Source organism: Pseudoalteromonas sp. BZA4, assembly GCF_040104395.1.
Taxonomy (GTDB): Bacteria; Pseudomonadota; Gammaproteobacteria; order Enterobacterales; family Alteromonadaceae; genus Pseudoalteromonas.
In genome coordinates this window covers 1-20,302 of the sequence record NZ_JBECOT010000063.1, presented here as the reverse complement: position 1 = coordinate 20,302, position 20,302 = coordinate 1, and the positions used below count along the sequence as shown (strand labels likewise).

The window sequence follows — 20,302 nt, the reverse complement described above, 5'->3', positions numbered from 1 at the left end:
CAAACGTATTTTTATATTGAAAAATACTACAACTCAGTAAGAAGGCATGGCACCCTAGGGTATAAAAGTCCCATGCAGTACGAACAAGTTAATTAAACCCCGTGTCTACTTTATCGGGGTCAGATCAGATAGCTGACGGCTGACGGCTGACGGCTGACGGCTGACGGCTGACGGCTTTAGCTTTTCCCCTGATGCTCTAACCGCCACTGTTTTAACCACGACATCATGCCTACGCTGCTAAGCGGGTAATTAAAGTAATAACCCTGGGCGGCGTAGGTATTCAACGACTTAACAAATTTAAGTTGCTCTAGGGTTTCGACCCCTTCACAAATCACCTTGGCATTATTTTGATTATGCATATCCACCATGCCAGAAACTAGGCTGCGAACTTGGCTTTGATGGGCAAAATCAGCGGTCAACGATGCTGCTACTTTAATATACTCAACATTAAGATTAGGCAGCTTAGCAAGCCAAATAGGCGTGTCGCCAAAGCCATCAATACACAGCTTAATACCAATGCTATTTAGCCTTGCGACCATGGCTTTACCTTGGTCATCTAAGCCCATAAATAGATCAAGCGGGCATTCAATGATTAAATCGCCCGGCTCTAAACGGTGTTCATTCATAATGCGGTCAACAAATTCAATGAACTCTTCATGCAGCATTTCTGGGCCAAACACGTTAATACTGAGTGGTAGTTCAATGCCTTCCATACGCAGTGCCATAGCAAGCTCAGCCGCTCGCTCAATAACATACGCTGCCACAGGGTAACTTAGGCCGGCGACACGAATATCATCAATAAATTTGTTAGCCGAAAGAATGCCTTGTTTTGGATGTTGCCAACGTAGCAGCAATTCTAAAAACTCAATTTGCTCGTCGCTATTACGAATAACTGGCTGAAAATAAAGCTCAAGTTCGCTGGCAAAATCTAAGTGTGCTAATTCGCGTAGGCGTGCTTGTTGCTCTAATTGCTCGATCATCATTTGCGGGTGGTAAGGCACAATTTCTCGCTCAGGGTTTGAATCAAGGGCAAGGTTGGCAAATGAAATTAAGTTCTCGAAGCTGTACTCTGGTTCGTCACAGTTCACGTAACTGGCGCGCACTTTTACTTCAATCGTACAATTAGCAACGTTGAATGGCTTTAATGTGACTTGCCTAATTTGGCTGATCAGCTGTTCATGAAGGTGTTTTTGCTCTTCGAGTGAGCAAATAAACGCAAAGTTTAAGCCCCCTAAATGCGCTAATTTTTCAGTATTTGCGGTGTTACTTACCATACTCAGCACAGCATCAACACTGAGTTGCTGTTTAATACGCGTGGCCGATTGCGCTAATAATAAATCACCAAAGTCACGACCAATATGCTGGTTAACATCGTTAAAGCCTTCAAGGCGGATCATCACTAATGCACAGTTTGCTGAGTGCTCTTCAGTCCATGCAACAAAGCTATTTCTAAGTGCATTACGGTCAGGTAAACCAGTCAGTGGAGCAGCATCTAAATCATCGTTATGGAGCGGTTCTACTTCAACCTGCTCATCTTCTTCGGGCTCTTCGTAATTAAAAAAGCCTGAAATAGATAAAATAACTACCGAGAAAACAAGCCAATATAAGGCTGTGTCGAGTAATAGGTGGGCAGAGTATAAAACCGCGAACGAAATTGCGGCAGAGACACTCAATATTATGGCAAGCCAATTAGTGGTGCGAAATGCTTGCCATAAATGAAAACATAAAGCTAAAGCAAGTAAGATCACCAGCCAAGGTAACCCTAAGCTTAAAATAGCTAAACCTAGTACGCCATTAACGACTAGGCTTAGTCTTAAAATAGGGTTTTGAGTTACGCATAGGGCACAGATCATTGCCATAAAAACGCTACCAGCTAAAAACACTGGCACTACATCACTTGTTAAATTTACGAGTTGCGTGCTACTACTCGCTAAACTAAAAATCAATGACATGTAACCCAAACTGCGTAATAAAACTTATCTAACTAAGTCTACCCAAAATCCACAGATTTAACAGTTTATTTACGCCGAATTGGTAACTTAATTGTGCTGGGTGGGATATTTGCCAATGAGCAATATCAGCCCGAGCCCCCACTTTTAACACACCACGATCGTCAAGACCTAATGCACCCGCGGCGTTTCGTGTTACGCCTGCTAATGCTTGCTCTGGTGTCATACGGAAAATAGTGCACGCCATATTCATCATTAAGTGCAATGAACATAATGGTGAAGTTCCAGGGTTGAAGTCTGTTGAAATGGCGATCGGAACTTGGTACTGCTGCAGTAGTTCAATTGGCGGATACTTTGTTTCGCGTAAAAAGTAAAATGCACCTGGTAACAATACCGCTGCAGTGCCCGCTTTGGCCATTGCTTGAATGCCAGCTTCATCTAAGTGTTCAATATGATCTGCCGATAAGCCATTAAATTCTGCAACAAGCTCTGCGCCATGTTGATTAGATAACTGCTCAGCGTGCAACTTAACCGGTAAGTTGTGCTTTTTAGCCGCTTCAAACACACGGCGAGTTTGCTCGTTGCTAAAGCCAACGTTTTCACAAAAAGCATCAACCGCATCAGCTAAATCAGCTTCAACAACACGGTCAAGCATCTCACCGCAAACCAAATCAATGTACTCATCACTACGGCCTTTATATTCAGGCGGTAATGCATGAGCACCTAAAAACGTGGTTTTAACATCAACCGGGTGGTTCTCACCGAGTAAACGAGCTACTTCGAGTAGTTTAATTTCATTTTCGCAATCAAGACCATAGCCAGATTTGACCTCGACAGTCGTCACACCTTCTGCGTATAACGCATTTAAGCGCTCTTTAGCACTAACAAACAGTGTTTCCTGGTCGGCTTCGCGAGTTGCACGTACGGTGCTTGCAATACCGCCACCGTTTGCAGCGATTTGTTCGTAGCTAACACCTTGCAAACGCTGCTCGAATTCTTCTGCGCGGCTACCGGCAAACACTAAGTGAGTGTGACAATCAATCAACCCAGGTGTTAACCACTGACCTTTTGCAGATACAGTTGGCGTTGCTAACGCGTCAAATTTAGGTAAATCGGTTTGTGCACCTAACCAGGCAATTTTGCCATCTTTAACGGCAATCGCTGCATTTTCAATGGCGCCGTACGGTGCATCAACAGCAGGATCCATTGTGGCGATATTGGCATCTGTGATCAGTAAATCCCAGAGCGCTTGATCATTGTTGGTTGTGTGCATTTTTCACCTATCTTGATGCTTGCTAAAGGCTCAGTATGAGCCTAAATTTAAATTTGCTTAAAGTTTATCAACTCATCTTGTATATACAAGGAAATTATGTCACCTTGTAACATACTGTTAACTTACAAATAAACTTTTCATAATGAGCGTCCCTAAGTTTGCGCAAATAAAAGAATTCATTCTGGAAAATATTCAATCGGGAGAATGGCAAGAAAACGACCGTGTCCCTTCAGAAAACGAACTCACCAGTCAATTTCAAGTTAGCCGTATGACAGCTAGGCGCGCGCTCAGTGAGTTAACCGATGCCGGTATTTTAACCCGCAGCCAAGGGCAAGGTACTTTCGTTGCCAGCTTAAAATCACAATCATCGTTACTAGAAATCAAAAATATTGCCGATGAAGTTAAAGCGCGTAACAGTAACTACAGTTGTACGATTTTAGTGATGGAATCAATCAGCGCTATTGCCCCCATCGCGATTGCTTTGGGTGTCGAGGTAGACAGCCATGTTTATCGAAGTGTGATTGTGCACAATGAGAACGAACAACCTTTGCAAGTTGAGGAGCGTTTTGTGAACCCTGCTCTTGCTAAAGACTACTTACAACAAGATTTTCACAGCCTAACACCCCACGAATACTTATCGAAAAACGCTCCGCTTACCGAGGCTCGTCATACGGTTGAAGCGATTATGCCCAATCAAGAAATGTGTGAATGGCTCAACCTGTACAACGAAGAGCCATGCTTACAAGTGATCCGCCGAACCTGGTCATCGCAAGGTATTGTTAGCTTTGCACGTTTGGTTTCGCCGGGTAGTAAATACCGACTAGGCGGCCACCTTACTTTTAAAAAGTAGCTAAATAGGCGCTTGATAACGAAAACTCAGTGACTCAATCGCAGAGCCATCAATGATACGCTCGCCTTTATCATGGCTAGTAAATGTCGGTGGCTGATTACCCTGCTCAGCGCATTTTTGTTGGTAGTAATCTGCTTTTGTAGGATGCGCCGGATTGACCACATTATAAATGCTGTTCGCGCTTGACCAGTTTTCAATTACAGAAAAAATCGCCGCTATCACGTCTTGCTGCTGTACCATGTTTACCACTTGCTGACTTGAGCTAGACAGCTCTTTACCTGCAACAAACTTACCTGGGTCGCGCCCAGGACCAACAAGGCCCGCTAAACGCAATAATTTACCACCGGCATTTAGCACTAACTGCTCAGCATCAAATAACAGTTGCTGGCGCGCTGATTGGCAATTAATTGTTGTGCTTTCGTCGTAATGACCATTGTCAGTTGGGTAAACCCCCGTCGAAGAACATAAAATAAAGCCTTTGCAATTTAGTTGCTTGGCAAGCTCAAGCCCTGCTTGCAAAGTAGCTAAATAATTACTTTCTGAGCTGCGACTACGCGGTGGAATTGCACACACCCACCATGCATCTTCAAGTGAAACATCGTGTTTAAGCTCATCGCCGTCAAGCGCAAACTGGCGCTGAAAGTCATGTTCGTGCTCGCTACTACGGTGTGTTCCCTGCACTTGCCATGCTAATTCTTTTGCCTCAACACAAAGCGCACTACCAAGCCAACCTGCACCTAAAACGACTAGTTTATTATTTTCATTACTCATTTATCCAACAACCTCATAGTATTTATTATTAACGTTCGCTTAACGGTGTAGCGATTTGGGTGCAAATATGATTAGATAGATAACTCTACCCGATAATAAAAACACGTGCACCTATGTTAAATAACCTCTCTTTACGTAAAAAAATATTACTACTCATCGGCGGGACGATAAGTGTACTACTAATCATCGCGTCTAGTTTTTTTGTTAGCCATATTGCTGATCTATCGCGCCAAGCTATTCAACGCGAAGCCGACAGCTATTTACAGAGTGAGCGACTTTCAATGCAAGGTTACTTTGCCAAATACGGTAAAGTGGTTCAAACCTTCATTACAAATCCGCATTTAGTGAATTGGTTCGACAATTGGACTGAACGTGATCAAAGTCTTGATAACCAACCAGGATACGACAGCATTAATCAAGATTTTGTGCGTATCAGTGGCAACGATGACAACATCTTATCTGCCTTCTTTGCATCTGCAACAACAGGTGAGTACTTCAAAGAAAATGAACGAACCACTCATTATAACGGCCAACCTTACTACGCTTACAAACGTGGTTGGTGGCAAGATGCCTTAAAAATCAACAAACTCTATGTAGGCCCAATCTCTGTGGACTTAACCACAGGTAATGCCTCTGCAGTTGTACAACAGCCTGTTTATAAACAAAACAAACTAATAGGTTTCGGTGGTGTTGATTTACAGCTAAACAACATTAACGACATGGTTGAAGAAATTCGCTTTAATGGCCAAGGCTTTGGTTTCTTACTTGATGGCAATCAAAAGGTTGTGCACTTATCCAAGCGCACTGGCCACAAGCTATCTGTGACTGACGAAGGTCCGAATGGCAAGGAAGGCTTAGATGCCCTCGAAAAGCAATTTAGCGACACATCAGGCTTTAGCGAATTAAACCGCGCGATGAAAAGCCAAAAAGATGGCAGCAGCTTTGTTACTTTCAAAGGCGAGCAATATTACGTTGTATACAACCGCCTTGAGCTAGAAACCCCTTACCTTGATTGGTACGTGGGTATTTTAATTCCAACAAGTATGATTGATGAGCCAGTAAATGATGCAGTGATGACAACCACAACCTCAGTGATCATCATTCTTGCGATTATCATTGCGATGATCTTCTGGGCCACGCAAATGATCACCAAGCCGCTGACTAAGCTAACTTACATCATGCGTGATATCGCATCAGGTGATGGCGATTTAACGCAGAAAATCGAAATCAAGAGTAATGATGAAGTGGGTCAACTTGCTCATCACATGAACACTTTTATCGATAAGCTACGTGCAATGATGCTAAATACGGCTGCGCAGGCCGAACAACTTAGCCAAGCTGCGAGCCAGTTGAAAATTGTATCGCAAAAAACCAACGATGAAATTCAGCAAGAGAAGCAACAAGTTGACAGTGTGAGTGCGGCTGTAACCGAAATGGCGTCTACAGTGATGGAAATCTCGCGCAATGCTCAGCACACCAATAATGCTGCTGAAGAAGTACAAACCATCACCGTTGACGGTACGAAACGCTCTACTCAAGCTCAGTCAGTCATGACCGCTCTTGCAAGCCATATTGGTGAAGCGTCTAAAGTGGTTGCGGGTCTTGAGCAAGAAAGTGGCAATATCGGCGCGGTGGTTGATGTTATCAACTCAATAGCGGAGCAAACCAACTTACTCGCACTAAACGCGGCGATAGAAGCAGCCCGTGCTGGCGAGCAAGGTCGAGGCTTCGCTGTTGTTGCTGATGAAGTTCGTTCACTGGCAAGCAGAACGCAAGAATCAACAGATGATATTCGCAATATGGTCAGCCGCTTACAGCAAATTGCCCAACAAGCGTCGACTATGATGCAACAAGGTCAAGAGCGTGCTGAAGGCTCAGTTGAGCAAACACAAATTGTATTGCAAGCTCTACAAGACATCGCCCAATCTGTGACAAATGTGCAAGATCAAAGTCATCAAATTGCGACGTCGACAGAGCAGCAAACTGTGGTTGCAGAAGATATCAACAATAGCTTGGCAGCAATTAATCACTTAGTGAATAGCACTGCGGATCATGCCCATGAATTGGCGGATGAAGCACGTGATTTGAATGAGTTAGCTGCGTCTTTAAATGAGACGGTGAATCAATTTAAGTTATAAAGATAAATTGCTGAAGTAGTTAAAAACCCGATGTCACCTGAAGATGACATCGGGTTTTTATCGTCAGCCTTCCCTGTTAGTCGTGGCGCAACCGCTTTCGCGTGTTCCATAAATTCGTGCCACTGTTGCTTGTTCCATAAAGCAACTCCTTTGTTGGTCAATCCTTGTGTTGGTTGCGTTTGTACTTGTTCCATATAGTCTCCTCCTTACGCTAGCTTCATCCTGTTTGGCTCCTGCCTAAGCTTATTCCTTGCTATCATCTCCATTCACTTTATCCATAAAGCGTTGCCATTGTGCGCTACTCCATAACGCCTTGTTACTTCCTTGTTGTCCTTTGTGCGTAGTTACATTATCCATACTGTAAACTCCTTGCGGTTTATCGTCCGTTACTCCTACAGCAACTCCTTGCTGTGCTCCATTACCCATCCTTGTAGATTAATGCGGTGATTATCGCTTAGCGATGATATACACAGCATGAATCAAACCTGGAATGTACCCTAATAAGGTTAAAAGAATATTAATCCAGAACTGCGCACCTAAACCTACCTGTAAAAATACGCCGAGAGGTGGAATTAAAACCGATAAAATAATACGTATTAAATCCATGACTCACTCCTTGAAAAAGATAAGCCCAGCCAAAGCTGGGCTATATTGGGCTTGCTATTATTCAGCAACAATCGTTAATTCATCGATTACTTTGCGAACATCTTCAGCATTTTCAGCAATGCTAACCGCTAATTGCTTTTCTGCATCAGACTCAACAGTACCTTTTAGTGTTACTACACCCATGTCGGTATCAACATCGATGTCTGTACCACCTACTTCTGAGTTAAATAAATAACGTGTCGTGATTACAGTACTGATTTTTGCGTCGGTTAAGTCGCTTTCTGCTGAATCAGCTTTGTCTGATTTCATGTGCTTAGCTTTCATGTTTTTAACAACAGTTAGTTTGTTATCAACAGAGCTAACACCGTCTAGGCTAAGAACTAGCTCTTCAGCAAGCTCTTTATCTAATTCGCTATCAACTTTACCTGTAAGTACAACTTTGCCATTCGTTACATCAGTGTTGATGTCAAAGTTGTTAAGGTTTGTGTTCATAAGAAGCACAGTTTCTGCCTTACCATCAATCCAAGCATCTTTACTTTCATTTTCCCAGCTGCTTGCCTGAGCTGACATGCTAGTTGCACCAATTACTAAAGCGGCAATCATAGATTTGTTAAAAGTGTTCATAATCTTTCTCCTTTTGATTAAAGACACATTTACTAATGCGACTATAATGCCAACTATTTACTTGTTTATTTTCAGCAAGTTAAACACTTATTCAGCGACTATTTATATTCATTTAGGTAAAGATTTACAAGCTGCTCGGTAAGAAGTTCACGATGTTGCAAAAATAGCCACTTAGTTGCTGATTTTATTAATCTGTGGTTAATTTAACGAAGTTGTTTATTAGCAAAAAACACAAACCATTGATTTATATAAAAATAAACTTTGGCCTAAGCCTTGCTTCGTAATTAATAACTAAAAATCACCTTTAAAATCACAACAGGGAACTACCATGGCCGTTAAACTTGAAGATCGCCCAATCGATCAAGTAAGAGAAGAAGTCATTGATCAACTCATTTATAACTACAGTCATGCTGTTATTTCAGCTGAAGCATTCGAACGCCGCCTAGACCAAGCAATGGCAGCCACCAGCAACGAAGTACTGGTTGAACTGGTTGCTGATTTAGATCTGAAGGCGGATATTGACTACAAATCGCATAAGCATGCGCAATTTAAACCTCACTACAGCCACAGCAGCGACAACGAAAGCCTGCAGCTTAGGAGTATTTTGGGTTCAAATGAGCGCAGCGGCCAATGGGTAGTACCAAAAGAAATTCACCTAACAAACTGCTTAGGTTCAATCGAACTCGACTTTAGCGAAGCAATTTTCCAACATCAGCACGTCACCATTTACGTGAACTGTATTTTAGGTAACGACGAAATCTACGTACCAGAACATGTAAATGTGGTATCTAAATTATTTAGCGTGATTGGCAGCGTAGAGAATAAATCAGTTGCCTTAAATAAAGGCCAAGGCCCAACCATCACAATTGAAGGTAATGTATGGCTAGGCTCAGTCGAGATTTCAGTTAAACGTACCATGAAAGAAAAGTTCATCAGCTTTGCCAACAGCCTAAAAGCCAGCTGGAAAGAAATGAATAAGGTGCAGTAAAGTTGCGAGATATTGTAGGCGCGATTTTATATCGCACAATATGCCTTTATTCACAAAGAGATTATGAGACGCTTTGCTTTAGAGGAAGTATCTTTTGGTTTCCTCATTCTCTTCTCATTCACTTCTCTTTGTGCAAATATTTTCGCGCGAAATAAATTTCACGTCTACATCAACCGTAGGCGTCACGCTTGCTTGGCGCGTCGAACATACAAACCATTTCATCAACCTATACCTGACCAACAAACAACACAATTCGGCTCAAAACTGACAGCTGAAAGCTGATGGCTCACTAAACTTCACACCCACATCAAAGAAATTTAATCGCACAAAGAGACCAAGAGGCGCTGCGCTTTAGAGGAAGTAAAAAATGATCTTGTGGTTTACTCATTCTCTTCTCATTCACTTCTCTTTGTGCAAAAAGATCTTTGGTAATATTCACAATGAGACCAAGAGGCGCTGCGCTTTAGAGGAAACAAAAAGCATTATTATTACTTCCTCATTCTCTTCTCATTTTCTTCTCTTTGTGAATATATTTTCGCGCGAAATAAATTTCACGCCTACATCAACCGTAGGCGTCACGCTTGCTTGGCGCGTCGAACATACAACACCACTTCATCAACCTATACCTGACCAACAAACAACACAATTCGGCTCAAAACTAAAAGCTGATGGCTCACTAAACTTCACACCCACATCAAAGAAATTTAATCGCACAAAGAGGTTAAGAGACGCTGCGCTTTAGAGGAAACAAAAAGCATTATTATCACTTCCTCATTTTCTTCTCATTCACTTCTCTTTGTGCAAATATTTTCGCGCGAAATAAATTTCACGCCTACATCACCGTAGGCGTCACGCTTGCTTGGCGCGTCCTACATACAACACCACTTCATCAACCTATACCTGACCAACAAACAACACAATTCGGCTCAAAACTAAAAGCTGATGGCTCACTAAACTTCACACCCACATCAAAGAAATTTAATCGCACAAAGAGGATAAGAGGCGCTGCGCTTTAGAGGAAGTAAAAATGATCTTGTGGTTTACTCATTCTCTTCTCATTCACTTCTCTTTGTGCAAATACTTTCAGCACAAAAGTACCTCCCACGAGACAGGCCCTGGCAAAGGCCTACAAACAACACCGCTCGGCTCAAAACTGACGGCTAAAAGCTGACTGCTCTAGCTACAAGTCATTATTCCTCTCACTCGGGATATCACTAAAATACTCTACAAACTCAACTTCAAAACCTGCGGGGTCGATGAAATATATATTTTTACGATAAGGGTTTTCTGGGCCGTGTTTATCAATTTCATAACCAGCCGAAACCAGACGTTCAACTACCGCATTAATATCGTTTGTCACATAAGCAAAATGGGCAAGGCCTACTTGGTGGCCGGCTAAATCACGGTTTTCAGCTTCACCGTTATCGCTTAATGCAAGATATTGGTAATCATCACCAAAGTGCAGCCATTTACGCGGTTTTCCTGACCATGTGCTATCGCCTTGACTACGCACACGCCAGTGCGGGAATGCTGCTTTATAAAAGTGCAGCATGGCATCCACATTACTAACAACAAGGTTTACGTGTTCTAAATACATGGTAGTTTTCCTTTTTATTTTTAAACTGCCACCAAGATAAAACCTCAAGTTAAGTTTAGGTAAAGCGTTTTTTCAAATAAAAAAGCCCCACTAAAGTGAGGCTTTTAAAAAATGATTCGTTATTTATGAATTAACTACCAGCAACCTGCATTTGTTCAATCAATACAGAGCCTGTTTGAATACCGCCACGACGCTCGATGTCACCACCTAAGCCCACAACGGCCTTAAACATATCTTTTAAGTTACCAGCAATCGTGATTTCACTTACTGGGTATTGGATTTCGCCATTCTCAACCCAAAAACCCGCCGCGCCACGTGAGTAATCACCGGTTACCGTGTTCACACCTTGACCCATAAGTTCAGTTACTAATAAGCCTGTGCCCATGGTTTTTAAAAGTGCTTTTAAATCGGCATGGGTTTGTTCAACTAGCCAGTTATGAATACCACCAGCATGACCCGTTGGTGCCATCGATAGTTTACGTGCCGCGTAGCTAGCTAATAGGTAAGTTTGCAGCTCACCGCCTTGAATTATTTCACGATCTACAGTTTTTAAACCTTCAGCATCAAACGGCGAAGACGCTAAACCTTTTAATAAATGCGGGCGCTCAGAGATATTCACACAATCGCTAAATACTTTTGTACCTAAGCTATCAAGCAAGAAGCTCGATTTACGATAAAGCGCGCCGCCACCAATCGCCGACACTAAATGGCCGAATAATGAGTTAGCAATATCTGCTCTAAAGATCACTGGTACTTTCATGGTACCGAGCTTTTGGCTGTTAAGTTTAGCCAAGGTTTCGGTTGCCGCTTCGAGGCCTACTTTTGCAGCGTCGTTTAAATCATCTTTATGGCGCGCGATGGTATAAGCCGAGTCACGCTGCATTTGCTCGCCTTCTTTACCGATCACCATCGTACTAATGCTATGACGCGTACGCGGGTAACCTGCAATCATGCCATGGCTGTTACCATAAACACGTAAACCTTGGTGAGATGAAAAACTCGCACCATCTGAATTTACAATGCGCTCATCGGCATTTAACGCCGCTTGCTCTGCTTGATGACAAAACTCCACACCTTGCTCTGGGCTAACTTCCCACGGGTGGTATAAATCTAAATCTTGCGGTGCAAATTCAAGTAACTCTTTATCAGCGATACCATTAAATGGGTCGTCAGAGGTGAACTTTGCAATATCAATGGCTTTTTCGACCACTGTACGTAATGTTTTAGGGTTTAAGTCAGCCGTTGAAGCAGAGCCTTTGTTATTACCCACATAAACACTGATACCTAAGCCACCGTCTTGGTTAAACTCTATTGTTTCAACTTCGCCCATGCGCGTGCTGACAGACAAACCTGATGTGCTCGACATCGCCGCTTCTGCTGCTGTTGCACCCAATTTTTTTGCATGCTCAAGCACTTCGCTTACTGCGTCTTTCACTTCAGAAATGTGTTGATAAATAGGATCTTTCATCTTGTGTGTCCTAGGTTCTGATATTTTTTATAGTGTAACGAATGCTAACACACTGCGAGACCTGCATCAGCTAATATTAATCATTAACTAAATGGCGTATAATAGCGAATAGTTAAGTTTACTGAATGAGCATCCTTATGGCGAAGAAGAAAAAGCCACTTATCGAAGAAGAAATTATTTACGTATCAAAAAGCGAATTAAAACGTGAAGCCATGCAATATCATGGTCTGGGTGCTGAAATTGCAAAAATGCCGAAAAAGCAACGCGATCGTTTACCGCTTAATCACGATTTAAAAGAAGCGTTAGTTGTTTCTGATAAAGTAAGTGATAAGAGCGATGCTTACCGTCGTAACTTAAACTACATCGCAAAAGTATTACGTACCACAGAAAACGTTGATGAAATCCAAGCGATGATCGACATCATGCTTAATAAAAACAATCAAGCGGATGTTTTGATGAACAAAATCGAAACCCTGCGCGATGATTTGATTAAACAAGGTGACGACCTGATCAATTCAACAATTGATCAATACCCTTCTCTTGAGCGCCAAAAAATGCGCCAATTAGTGCGCAGCGCCGCAAAAGAAGTGAAAGCAGAAAAGCCAGCCAAGAATTACAAAGAGTTATTCCAGTATCTAAAAGATGCAATTATGCTTTAATTTCTTCGCGCGAAATAAATTTCACGCCTACATCAAACCGTAGGCGTCACGCTTGCTTGGCGCGTCTTGAGCTGACAGCTCCAAACAAAAAAGGCTCTGAGCGTTCACTCAGAGCCTTTTTAAAATCGATAATCAATTACCAGATTTTTACGCGATCTTCTGGTTTGATATACATTTTGTCGCCTTCTTTCACATCAAACGCCTGATAGAATTCTGGCATGTTTGAAAGAATACCGATTACACGGTAATGGCTTGGTGAATGAGGGTCTGTCATTAGACGGTTACGTAACTCTTCGTCACGATATTTACGTCGCCAAATTTGCGACCAACCCATGAAGAAACGCTGATCACCTGTGTAACCATCAATGATAGGCGCTTTTTCATCACCAAGTGATAACTGGTATGCCGTATAAGCAACTGTTAAGCCGCCTAAGTCACCAATGTTTTCACCTAATGTAAGCTGACCATTAACGCTTGCATCTTCAAATGGCTTGTACTCGTTATATTGAGCAACTAGCTGACCTGTACGCTCTTCAAACTGTTTAAGGTCTGATTCGCTCCACCAGTTACGTAAGTTACCGTCACCATCGTACTTCGCACCTTGGTCATCAAAACCGTGACCTAATTCGTGGCCGATTACCGCACCAATTGCGCCGTAGTTAACAGCGTCATCAGCTTCTAGGTTAAAGAATGGTGGTTGTAAGATAGCCGCTGGGAATACGATTTCGTTGTTCACTGGGTTATAGTAAGCGTTTACTGTTTGTGGTGTCATGTGCCACTCAGAACGGTCAACTGGCTTACCAAGTTTTGCAGTCATATCTGCATATTCCCACTCGCTGTGGCGAATGTAGTTACCTACTAAGTCATCGCCTTTCACTTCAAGTGCTGAGTAGTCTTTCCATTTATCTGGGTAACCGATTTTTGGTGTGAACTTATCAAGCTTTTCTTTAGCCGCAATTTTTGTTTCAGGGCTCATCCACTCAAGGTTTTCAATCGCAACTGCATAACCTTTGATAACGTTATCAACTAACTCTTCCATGCGCGCTTTTGCTTCAGGCGGGAAGTTCTCTTTAACGTATACTTTACCTAAAATTTCACCTAATACACCGTTTGATGCATCAACCGCTTTTTTCCAAAGTGGAGATTGCTCTGTTACACCGCGAAGTGTTGTGCTGTAAAAATCAAAGTTAAGGTCTACTAGCTCTTTATCTAATAAGCGAGCGTAGTTGCTAACAAAGTGGAACTTAAGGTAGTTCTGCCACGTTGCTAAGTCTGTATCGTTGTAGATACCTGCGAATTTTTCTAGGTAGCTAGGCTGGCGAATGATTACATCTTCAGTTTTGATACCAGATGCCTCAAGGTAAGCTGCAAAGTCAAAGTCGCCAGTAAGTTTGTTAGCATCTGCAACGCTCATCTTGTTGTAAGATTTAGTCGCATCACGGCTTTCAACACGGCTCCACTGCGCATCAGCAATGCTTGTTTCAAGATCAATAATTGCTTTTGCCGCAGACTCGGCATCAGCTACACCCGCTTTGCTTAAGATAGCTGTTACGTATGCTTGGTAAGCTTCACGAATTTTTGTGAATTTTTCTTCATCTTTTAGGTAGTAGTCGCGATCTGGTAAACCTAAACCAGACTGATAAACATACATCGCGTTTTCGCTAGAGTTTTTCGCGTCGTTGTTTACGTACCAACCAAACGGTAAGCTACCGCCTTTAATGCGAAGTTCAGCCATTAAAGCAACAAGATCTGACTTGTTCTTAACTGCATCAACGCTTTCTAGCACTGGTGTTAATGGCTTGATGCCTGCCGCTTCACGGCCCGCTTCGTCCATGTAGCTGTTGTAGAATGCAGCTAGTTTAGCTTCATCAGAGCCTGGCTTAACGTCTTTATTAGCCGCTGCTTTTTCTAGTACTTCTTTCATCGCTTTTTGCGAATCATCGTAAAGCTGAGTGAATGAACCGTAGTTTGATTTATCACCTGGAATTTCTGTTTTCTCTAACCATTCGCCGTTTACGTGATAGTAAAAGTCATCTTGTGCGCGAACAGACTTGTCCATGTTCGCCAGTTCAATGCCTGAATTTAAAGGTGCTTTTGCTTCAGTTACGGTCGCAGTTGCTGGTGCTTTAGTTTCTTGTTCTTTTTCACCACAACCAACAAGACCGAGGGCTAGTGCAATACTTGCCGCGGTAAGTGTTACTTTTTTCATGGGAGTCCCGTACTAATTATTTTTTGATGTATTTATCGAAAAACTAGCAAACGTAATTAATCATTAGTGTTTCGCTTTCATCATAATAAACCTCTTAAGCAAAACAATAAAACCGAATATGTAACAATTCTTATCAAAACAGGATGAGACGCATTTTTGAGCGGTTGGAAGGGGAAATTAGCGGTAGAATTGTAGGCGTGATTTTATATCGCGCGATATTTCTGTGATTCACAAAGAGGTTATGAGGCGCTGCACTGAAGAGGAAGTAAAAATGCTCCTGTGGTTCCCTCATTCTTTTCTCATTCACTTCTCTTTGTGAAAATATTTTCGGCACTAAAGTACTTCCTACGAGGTAGGCCCTGGCAAAGGCCTACAAACAACACCGTGCGGCTAGAAACTGACAGCTGAAAGCTTACAGCTCAAACCTCTGTTTTATCTTTTCGATAATCTCAACATTCGCGGCAGGGAAGCTGTAATCATCAAGCTCGCTAAGTGCGACCCATTTGCCTTGTTGGCCTTCTGCGCCATGGGCCGTACCAGTGAAATCATCAACAATGTGCACATCTAAACGCACACATTTATCACCGTAGTCATGTTCGATAACCATTAGCTCTTCACTAGCGTTTACGGTTAGGTTTACTTCTTCTAACAGCTCGCGCTGAAGTGCGGCAAATACGCTTTCGCCCTGCTCTACTTTGCCGCCTGGGAATTCCCATAAGCCGCCTTGGTGTTTGTCGTCTGGGCGCTTACAAATAAATAATTGCTGATCTTTATAAATAACGCCAACAGCAACATGCACTACTTTTTTAGTCATTTGTTGTTTCCTTAATCATAAAAAAAGCGACGCAAGCGTCGCTTTTTATCACCGTGTTTTGGTTATTTTAATTTACCGCAACACTGCTTATATTTATTACCTGAACCACAAGGGCACGGCTCGTTACGGCCTACTTTTGGCTCTGCACGTTGTGTTACTACAGCACCTTCTGGTGTTTCGCCACCGATGTGCTCAGCTTCTTCGTGTTGGTATTCACGTGGTGCATTTTCGCTACGACGATGTTGCTCTTCAACTTTCTCAACATCTTCTTCAGCGCGAACTTGTACTTTACTTAAAATACCCACAACGTCGACTTTTAAGTTCTCTAGCATTTCAGAGAATAGCTCGAACGACTCGCGCTTGTACTCTTGCTTAGGATTCTTCTGTGCGTAACCACGTAAGTGGATACCTTGACGAAGGTGGTCCATCGCAGCTAAGTGATCTTTCCAATGTTGGTCTAGGCTTTGTAGCATAATCGCTTTTTCGAATTGACGTAGTACAGACTCGCCTACCATCTCTTCTTTTTGCTTGTATGCTTGCTCAACCGCTTCTTCGATACGCTCACGAAGCTTCTCTTCGTATAGTTTGCTATCGTCAGCTAGCCATTGTGAAATTGGCAGCTCGATTAAGAAATCTTGTTTTAAGCGTTCTTCAAGACCTGGGATATCCCACATTTCAGCTAAGCTTTGCGGTGCAATGAATTGGTCAATCACACCATTTAGCACATCGCCGCGAATTGCAGTGATAGTTTCTGAAATATCGCCTTCTTCAAGTAGCTCGTTACGTTGCGAGTAAACAACACGACGTTGGTCGTTTGCTACGTCATCGTACTCAAGTAATTGCTTACGAACGTCAAAGTTACGTGCTTCAACTTTGCGTTGTGCGTTTTCGATTGCGCGGTTAACCCAAGGGTGCTCAATTGCTTCACCGCGTTGCATACCTAGTTTACGCATCATGTTAGTCATGCGCTCACCAGCGAAAATACGCATTAGCGCGTCGTCCATTGATAAGTAGAAACGGCTTGAACCGGCATCACCTTGACGACCAGAACGACCACGTAACTGGTTATCGATACGACGAGACTCGTGACGCTCAGTACCAATGATGTGTAAACCACCCGCTTCGATTACTGCGTCGTGGCGTTTTTGCCACTCATCTTTAATCGCTTTGATTTGTTCGTCAGTTGGGTTTTCTAGCTTTTCAACTTCGCTGTTCCAGTTACCACCTAACACGATATCGGTACCACGACCGGCCATGTTAGTTGCAATAGTTACTGTGCCAGGTAAACCTGCATCGGCAACGATGTCTGCTTCTTGTGCGTGGAACTTAGCATTAAGTACGTTGTGCTTAATTTTTTCTTTACGTAAGAACTGCGATAAGTACTCAGAACTTTCGATAGAAATAGTACCCACAAGTACCGGTTGACCACGTTCTTGGCAATCTTTGATATCAGCAAGAATTGCTTCGTACTTTTCTTCTTGTGTTAGGTATACAAGGTCAGCACGATCGTCACGGATCATCGGTTTGTTAGTTGGCATTACTACTGTGTCTAGACCATAGATAGACTGGAACTCAAACGCTTCTGTGTCTGCTGTACCTGTCATACCCGCTAGCGTGTCGTATAAACGGAAGTAGTTTTGGAATGTGATTGATGCCAATGTTTGGTTTTCGTTTTGAATGCGCACACCTTCTTTTGCTTCAACAGCTTGGTGTAAACCTTCTGACCAACGACGACCTTCCATTGTACGGCCTGTGTGCTCATCAACGATAATAACTTCGTTTTCTTTAACAACGTAATCAACGTCTTTTTGATAAAGCTTGTGAGCACGAAGTGCCGCATACACATGGCTTAATAATGTGATGCTTGAAGCTGAGTAAAGTGAATCACCTTCTTGAATTAAGCCGCGCTCAATTAGTAGCTCTTCAACTTTAATTTGGCCACGCTCTGTTAGGTGAACTTGCTTAGACTTTTCATCGATCGTGTAATCGCCGTCGCCTTCAACGCCTTCTTCATCTTCTTTTTCTTGAAGCTCTAGGTCAGGCACAATTTTGTTGATTTCGATGTAAAGCTCAGAGCTGTCTTCAGCTGGGCCTGAGATAATTAGCGGCGTACGCGCTTCATCGATTAGGATTGAATCCACCTCATCCACTACAGCGTAGTAAAGTGGGCGTTGAACACGCTCTTCAATGCTAAATGCCATGTTATCGCGCAGATAATCAAAGCCAAATTCGTTATTGGTACCGTAAGTGATGTCGGCAGCGTAAGCGATTTTCTTTTGCTGTGGCATCATGCCTGGTACGTTACAGCCTACTGTTAGGCCTAAGAACTCAAATAATGGGCGGTTAGTTTCGGCGTCACGTTTTGCAAGGTAGTCGTTCACGGTAATTACGTGAACACCTTTACCTGTTAAACCACGAAGGTATGCAGGTAATGTTGCAGTTAGTGTTTTACCTTCACCGGTACGCATTTCTGCGATGCGACCTTGATGTAAAACCATACCACCTAGTAGCTGTACGTCGAAGTGACGCATGCCGTTTACACGCTTAGATGCTTCACGTACCACAGCAAATGCTTCTGGTAAAATGTCATCTAGGCTTTGTCCGTTATCGTAACGCTCTCTAAATTCAGCTGTTTTTGCTTTTAAATCTTCATCAGAAAGCGCTTCTAATTGCTTTTCAAGCGCATTAATTAGAGCGACCGTCTTTCTTAGGTTTTTAATAGTGCGGTCATTGCGACTACCAAAAATCTTGGTAAATAAATTAGATATCATGATAAAACCGTTACAATGTATTCTTTGTTAGCTAGTCATTAGCTAACCCACTTTCTTCAATTGATAATTAATATGCGCTTATGCTCATGATGTAGGGCATATTAATTAACAATTTATCAGTACGCTGTTCAAAACACCGCTTATTTCGTGCGCTATCATACCAGAGTCTGCGCAACATCAAACCTTCTGTGTGTGAAGATATGGAATTTCGGCAAGAAAATTTAAAAATCAGCCATAATCTTTGATCTAACCCCATCAAAAGGGTGAAAACAAGATTACTGAATAGATATGGCGACAATAAGAATAAAATCAAGATCAGGGTATAAAAAAGCGAAGTAGATTAATTTTCACAAAAGAGGCCAAGAGGCGCTTCGCTTTAGAGGAAGTAAAAAATGATCTTGTGGTTTCCTCATTCTTTTCTCATTCACTTCTCTTTGTGCAAAACATATTGAACCAAAGACAACACCGAGGCGCTCCGCGCTACATAGAGAAAGACAAATTATCACAAAGAGGATAAGAGACGCTTCGCTTTAGAGGAAGTAAAAAATGATCTTGTGGTTTCCTCATTCTCTTCTCATTCACTTCTCTTTGTGCAAAAAGATCTTACGCGCGAAATAAATTTCACGCCTTCCTCAAACGTAGGCGTCACGCTTGCTTGGCGCGTCTGACATACAGCGCAATTTCATCAACCTATGTCTGACCTACAAACAACACAATTCGGCTTCAAACTGACAGCTGATGGCTGATGGCTTTATTTATTTTTTGCGCCCATGCTGTGCTAAACGCTCTAACTTGGCTTTTAAAGATGGAGGGGCGTCTGCGGCGATGGCGCTGAGGTAATCGGCCGTTTGTTCGCTCATTTGGCGCTTCGAAACAGGCTTTTGTTCTGGCTTATTTGTTGCCGATAAGCGCTGGGTTGCCTGTGGGTTTGCGGTAATTTTAATTTGCCCAAGCTCTACCATACCAGCGGCACGAAAATGCGAAAGCATATCCATTTTTAAGTAATTTAAACGCAGTGCAATCGGTGCCGAAACCGCTTCTATCATTAAGGTACCATCGCGGTAATTACTTACCCGGCATTTTTTCGAAAGGATTTCACCTAAAAAGTCATCAAGAATGGTTTGTTGAGAAGACAAGCCTTGAGTTTTACCAGCATAAGACGCCAAGCGGCCACTCAAGCCCGCCATAATATCGCCAACAGCCTTTGGCGCGTATCTATCTTTTGCCATTAATCGTCTACCTAAAAGGGTTAATCACCACAAAGGGAATATACCACCTACGTAAATATGAAGCTATTAGGTTCGAAAGTCGAGTTACAAGTTACAACGATTGTAGGCGTCACGCTTGCTTGGTGCGTCTTACATTCAGCACCAAGCATGCAAATTAATAAAGAAACCACAAACAATGCCGCTCTGCTCAATACTGACAGCTGAAGGCTGATGGCTATAAATTCTTTTCCTTATATGGACTCCCCGTTTTTTGTCAACGGAGTATTTATTAAATAAAGATTAGATGCTGGCTTATATACGGACTCTATTTGGGGAGCTACCCCTGGTCACTTTAATGTATTCGCCCCTTTATGACT

The 20,302-nt window shown here is 42.6% G+C and carries 18 protein-coding genes; 6 read left to right on the top strand and 12 right to left on the bottom strand.

Annotated elements, in window-relative coordinates:
* A partial coding sequence (locus tag ABMY41_RS18425; protein WP_328250129.1) for an IS3 family transposase occupies window positions 1–96 on the top strand: 96 nt, incomplete at its 5' end.
* 80 nt (window positions 97–176) lie between these two features.
* Here the strand turns inward: ABMY41_RS18425 and ABMY41_RS18420 are convergent.
* A complete protein-coding gene (locus tag ABMY41_RS18420) occupies window positions 177–1,859 on the bottom strand; it encodes a GGDEF domain-containing phosphodiesterase (RefSeq protein WP_287243359.1) in 1,683 nt (560 codons plus the stop codon).
* A gap of 121 nt (window positions 1,860–1,980) precedes the next feature.
* Window positions 1,981–3,222 (bottom strand): imidazolonepropionase, encoded by a 1,242-nt coding sequence (hutI, locus tag ABMY41_RS18415; RefSeq protein WP_349275827.1) that lies wholly within the window; start codon window positions 3,220–3,222, stop codon window positions 1,981–1,983.
* A 142-nt stretch (window positions 3,223–3,364) separates the two neighbouring features.
* On the opposite strand from hutI, the gene hutC reads away from it, so the two are divergent.
* Window positions 3,365–4,072, top strand: coding sequence for a histidine utilization repressor (hutC, locus tag ABMY41_RS18410; protein WP_287243355.1), 708 nt, complete (start codon window positions 3,365–3,367; stop codon window positions 4,070–4,072).
* On the opposite strand, the gene ABMY41_RS18405 is transcribed toward hutC, so the two are convergent.
* Complete coding sequence (locus tag ABMY41_RS18405) at window positions 4,073–4,843, bottom strand: NADP-binding protein (RefSeq protein ID WP_287243354.1); 771 nt, start codon at window positions 4,841–4,843, stop codon at window positions 4,073–4,075.
* A 113-nt stretch (window positions 4,844–4,956) separates the two neighbouring features.
* Between ABMY41_RS18405 and ABMY41_RS18400 the strand changes: the two genes are divergently transcribed.
* Entirely contained in the window at window positions 4,957–6,981 is a 2,025-nt protein-coding gene (locus ABMY41_RS18400) for a methyl-accepting chemotaxis protein (protein WP_289098697.1), read from the top strand.
* On the opposite strand, the gene ABMY41_RS18395 is transcribed toward ABMY41_RS18400, so the two are convergent.
* The 3 genes from ABMY41_RS18395 to ABMY41_RS18385 all read right to left on the bottom strand — a co-directional run bounded on the left by ABMY41_RS18395 (window position 6,966) and on the right by ABMY41_RS18385 (window position 8,211).
* Entirely contained in the window at window positions 6,966–7,175 is a 210-nt protein-coding gene (locus tag ABMY41_RS18395; RefSeq protein WP_054563317.1) for a hypothetical protein, read from the bottom strand. The two genes, ABMY41_RS18400 and ABMY41_RS18395, sit on opposite strands and share 16 nt — an antisense overlap.
* 253 nt (window positions 7,176–7,428) lie before the next feature.
* Window positions 7,429–7,587 (bottom strand): YqaE/Pmp3 family membrane protein, encoded by a 159-nt coding sequence (locus ABMY41_RS18390; protein ID WP_064971745.1) that lies wholly within the window; start codon window positions 7,585–7,587, stop codon window positions 7,429–7,431.
* Window positions 7,588–7,644: 57 nt separating this feature from the next.
* The gene (locus tag ABMY41_RS18385) at window positions 7,645–8,211 is read right to left on the bottom strand and encodes a BON domain-containing protein (RefSeq protein ID WP_054563315.1); all 567 of its coding nucleotides are present in this window, start codon (window positions 8,209–8,211) and stop codon (window positions 7,645–7,647) included.
* Window positions 8,212–8,539: 328 nt separating this feature from the next.
* Between ABMY41_RS18385 and ABMY41_RS18380 the strand changes: the two genes are divergently transcribed.
* Window positions 8,540–9,199 (top strand): LiaF domain-containing protein, encoded by a 660-nt coding sequence (locus ABMY41_RS18380; RefSeq protein ID WP_055197475.1) that lies wholly within the window; start codon window positions 8,540–8,542, stop codon window positions 9,197–9,199.
* A 367-nt stretch (window positions 9,200–9,566) separates the two neighbouring features.
* Window positions 9,567–9,941 carry a hypothetical protein gene (locus ABMY41_RS18375; protein WP_349275823.1) on the top strand — a complete coding sequence of 125 codons (375 nt, stop codon included), beginning with the start codon at window positions 9,567–9,569 and terminating at the stop codon, window positions 9,939–9,941.
* Between the two features lie 438 nt (window positions 9,942–10,379).
* Here the strand turns inward: ABMY41_RS18375 and ABMY41_RS18370 are convergent, their stop codons facing one another.
* Both ABMY41_RS18370 and pmbA read right to left on the bottom strand, forming a co-directional pair.
* Window positions 10,380–10,796 (bottom strand): VOC family protein, encoded by a 417-nt coding sequence (locus ABMY41_RS18370; RefSeq protein ID WP_287243557.1) that lies wholly within the window; start codon window positions 10,794–10,796, stop codon window positions 10,380–10,382.
* Window positions 10,797–10,926: 130 nt separating this feature from the next.
* A complete protein-coding gene (gene pmbA, locus ABMY41_RS18365; protein ID WP_055021365.1) occupies window positions 10,927–12,264 on the bottom strand; it encodes a metalloprotease PmbA in 1,338 nt (445 codons plus the stop codon).
* Window positions 12,265–12,401: 137 nt separating this feature from the next.
* Between pmbA and yjgA the strand changes: the two genes are divergently transcribed.
* On the top strand, window positions 12,402–12,923 hold the full coding sequence (gene yjgA / locus ABMY41_RS18360) for a ribosome biogenesis factor YjgA (protein ID WP_058583884.1): 522 nt from the start codon (window positions 12,402–12,404) through the stop codon (window positions 12,921–12,923).
* A 136-nt stretch (window positions 12,924–13,059) separates the two neighbouring features.
* On the opposite strand, the gene ABMY41_RS18355 is transcribed toward yjgA, so the two are convergent.
* The 4 genes from ABMY41_RS18355 to ABMY41_RS18340 all read right to left on the bottom strand — a co-directional run bounded on the left by ABMY41_RS18355 (window position 13,060) and on the right by ABMY41_RS18340 (window position 19,946).
* Window positions 13,060–15,132 carry a M13-type metalloendopeptidase gene (locus tag ABMY41_RS18355; protein WP_349275821.1) on the bottom strand — a complete coding sequence of 691 codons (2,073 nt, stop codon included), beginning with the start codon at window positions 15,130–15,132 and terminating at the stop codon, window positions 13,060–13,062.
* 412 nt (window positions 15,133–15,544) lie between these two features.
* Complete coding sequence (gene mutT / locus ABMY41_RS18350) at window positions 15,545–15,946, bottom strand: 8-oxo-dGTP diphosphatase MutT (RefSeq protein ID WP_250659814.1); 402 nt, start codon at window positions 15,944–15,946, stop codon at window positions 15,545–15,547.
* 62 nt (window positions 15,947–16,008) lie between these two features.
* Window positions 16,009–18,717 (bottom strand): preprotein translocase subunit SecA, encoded by a 2,709-nt coding sequence (gene secA, locus ABMY41_RS18345; protein ID WP_055022436.1) that lies wholly within the window; start codon window positions 18,715–18,717, stop codon window positions 16,009–16,011.
* A 755-nt stretch (window positions 18,718–19,472) separates the two neighbouring features.
* Complete coding sequence (locus tag ABMY41_RS18340; protein WP_349275819.1) at window positions 19,473–19,946, bottom strand: DUF721 domain-containing protein; 474 nt, start codon at window positions 19,944–19,946, stop codon at window positions 19,473–19,475.
* Window positions 19,947–20,302 lie beyond the last annotated feature (356 nt).

Bases quoted from the DNA above. Each gene is read 5' to 3' on its own strand.
- ABMY41_RS18420 (WP_287243359.1), bottom strand. From the start codon at position 1,859: ATGGCAATGATCTGTGCCCTATGCGTAACTCAAAACCCTATTTTAAGA.
- hutI (WP_349275827.1), bottom strand. From the start codon at position 3,222: ATGCACACAACCAACAATGATCAAGCGCTCTGGGATTTACTGATCACA.
- hutC (WP_287243355.1), top strand. From the start codon at position 3,365: ATGAGCGTCCCTAAGTTTGCGCAAATAAAAGAATTCATTCTGGAAAAT.
- ABMY41_RS18405 (WP_287243354.1), bottom strand. From the start codon at position 4,843: ATGAGTAATGAAAATAATAAACTAGTCGTTTTAGGTGCAGGTTGGCTT.
- ABMY41_RS18400 (WP_289098697.1), top strand. From the start codon at position 4,957: ATGTTAAATAACCTCTCTTTACGTAAAAAAATATTACTACTCATCGGC.
- ABMY41_RS18395 (WP_054563317.1), bottom strand. From the start codon at position 7,175: ATGGAACAAGTACAAACGCAACCAACACAAGGATTGACCAACAAAGGA.
- ABMY41_RS18390 (WP_064971745.1), bottom strand. From the start codon at position 7,587: ATGGATTTAATACGTATTATTTTATCGGTTTTAATTCCACCTCTCGGC.
- ABMY41_RS18385 (WP_054563315.1), bottom strand. From the start codon at position 8,211: ATGAACACTTTTAACAAATCTATGATTGCCGCTTTAGTAATTGGTGCA.
- ABMY41_RS18380 (WP_055197475.1), top strand. From the start codon at position 8,540: ATGGCCGTTAAACTTGAAGATCGCCCAATCGATCAAGTAAGAGAAGAA.
- ABMY41_RS18375 (WP_349275823.1), top strand. From the start codon at position 9,567: ATGATCTTGTGGTTTACTCATTCTCTTCTCATTCACTTCTCTTTGTGC.
- ABMY41_RS18370 (WP_287243557.1), bottom strand. From the start codon at position 10,796: ATGTATTTAGAACACGTAAACCTTGTTGTTAGTAATGTGGATGCCATG.
- pmbA (WP_055021365.1), bottom strand. From the start codon at position 12,264: ATGAAAGATCCTATTTATCAACACATTTCTGAAGTGAAAGACGCAGTA.
- yjgA (WP_058583884.1), top strand. From the start codon at position 12,402: ATGGCGAAGAAGAAAAAGCCACTTATCGAAGAAGAAATTATTTACGTA.
- ABMY41_RS18355 (WP_349275821.1), bottom strand. From the start codon at position 15,132: ATGAAAAAAGTAACACTTACCGCGGCAAGTATTGCACTAGCCCTCGGT.
- mutT (WP_250659814.1), bottom strand. From the start codon at position 15,946: ATGACTAAAAAAGTAGTGCATGTTGCTGTTGGCGTTATTTATAAAGAT.
- secA (WP_055022436.1), bottom strand. From the start codon at position 18,717: ATGATATCTAATTTATTTACCAAGATTTTTGGTAGTCGCAATGACCGC.
- ABMY41_RS18340 (WP_349275819.1), bottom strand. From the start codon at position 19,946: ATGGCAAAAGATAGATACGCGCCAAAGGCTGTTGGCGATATTATGGCG.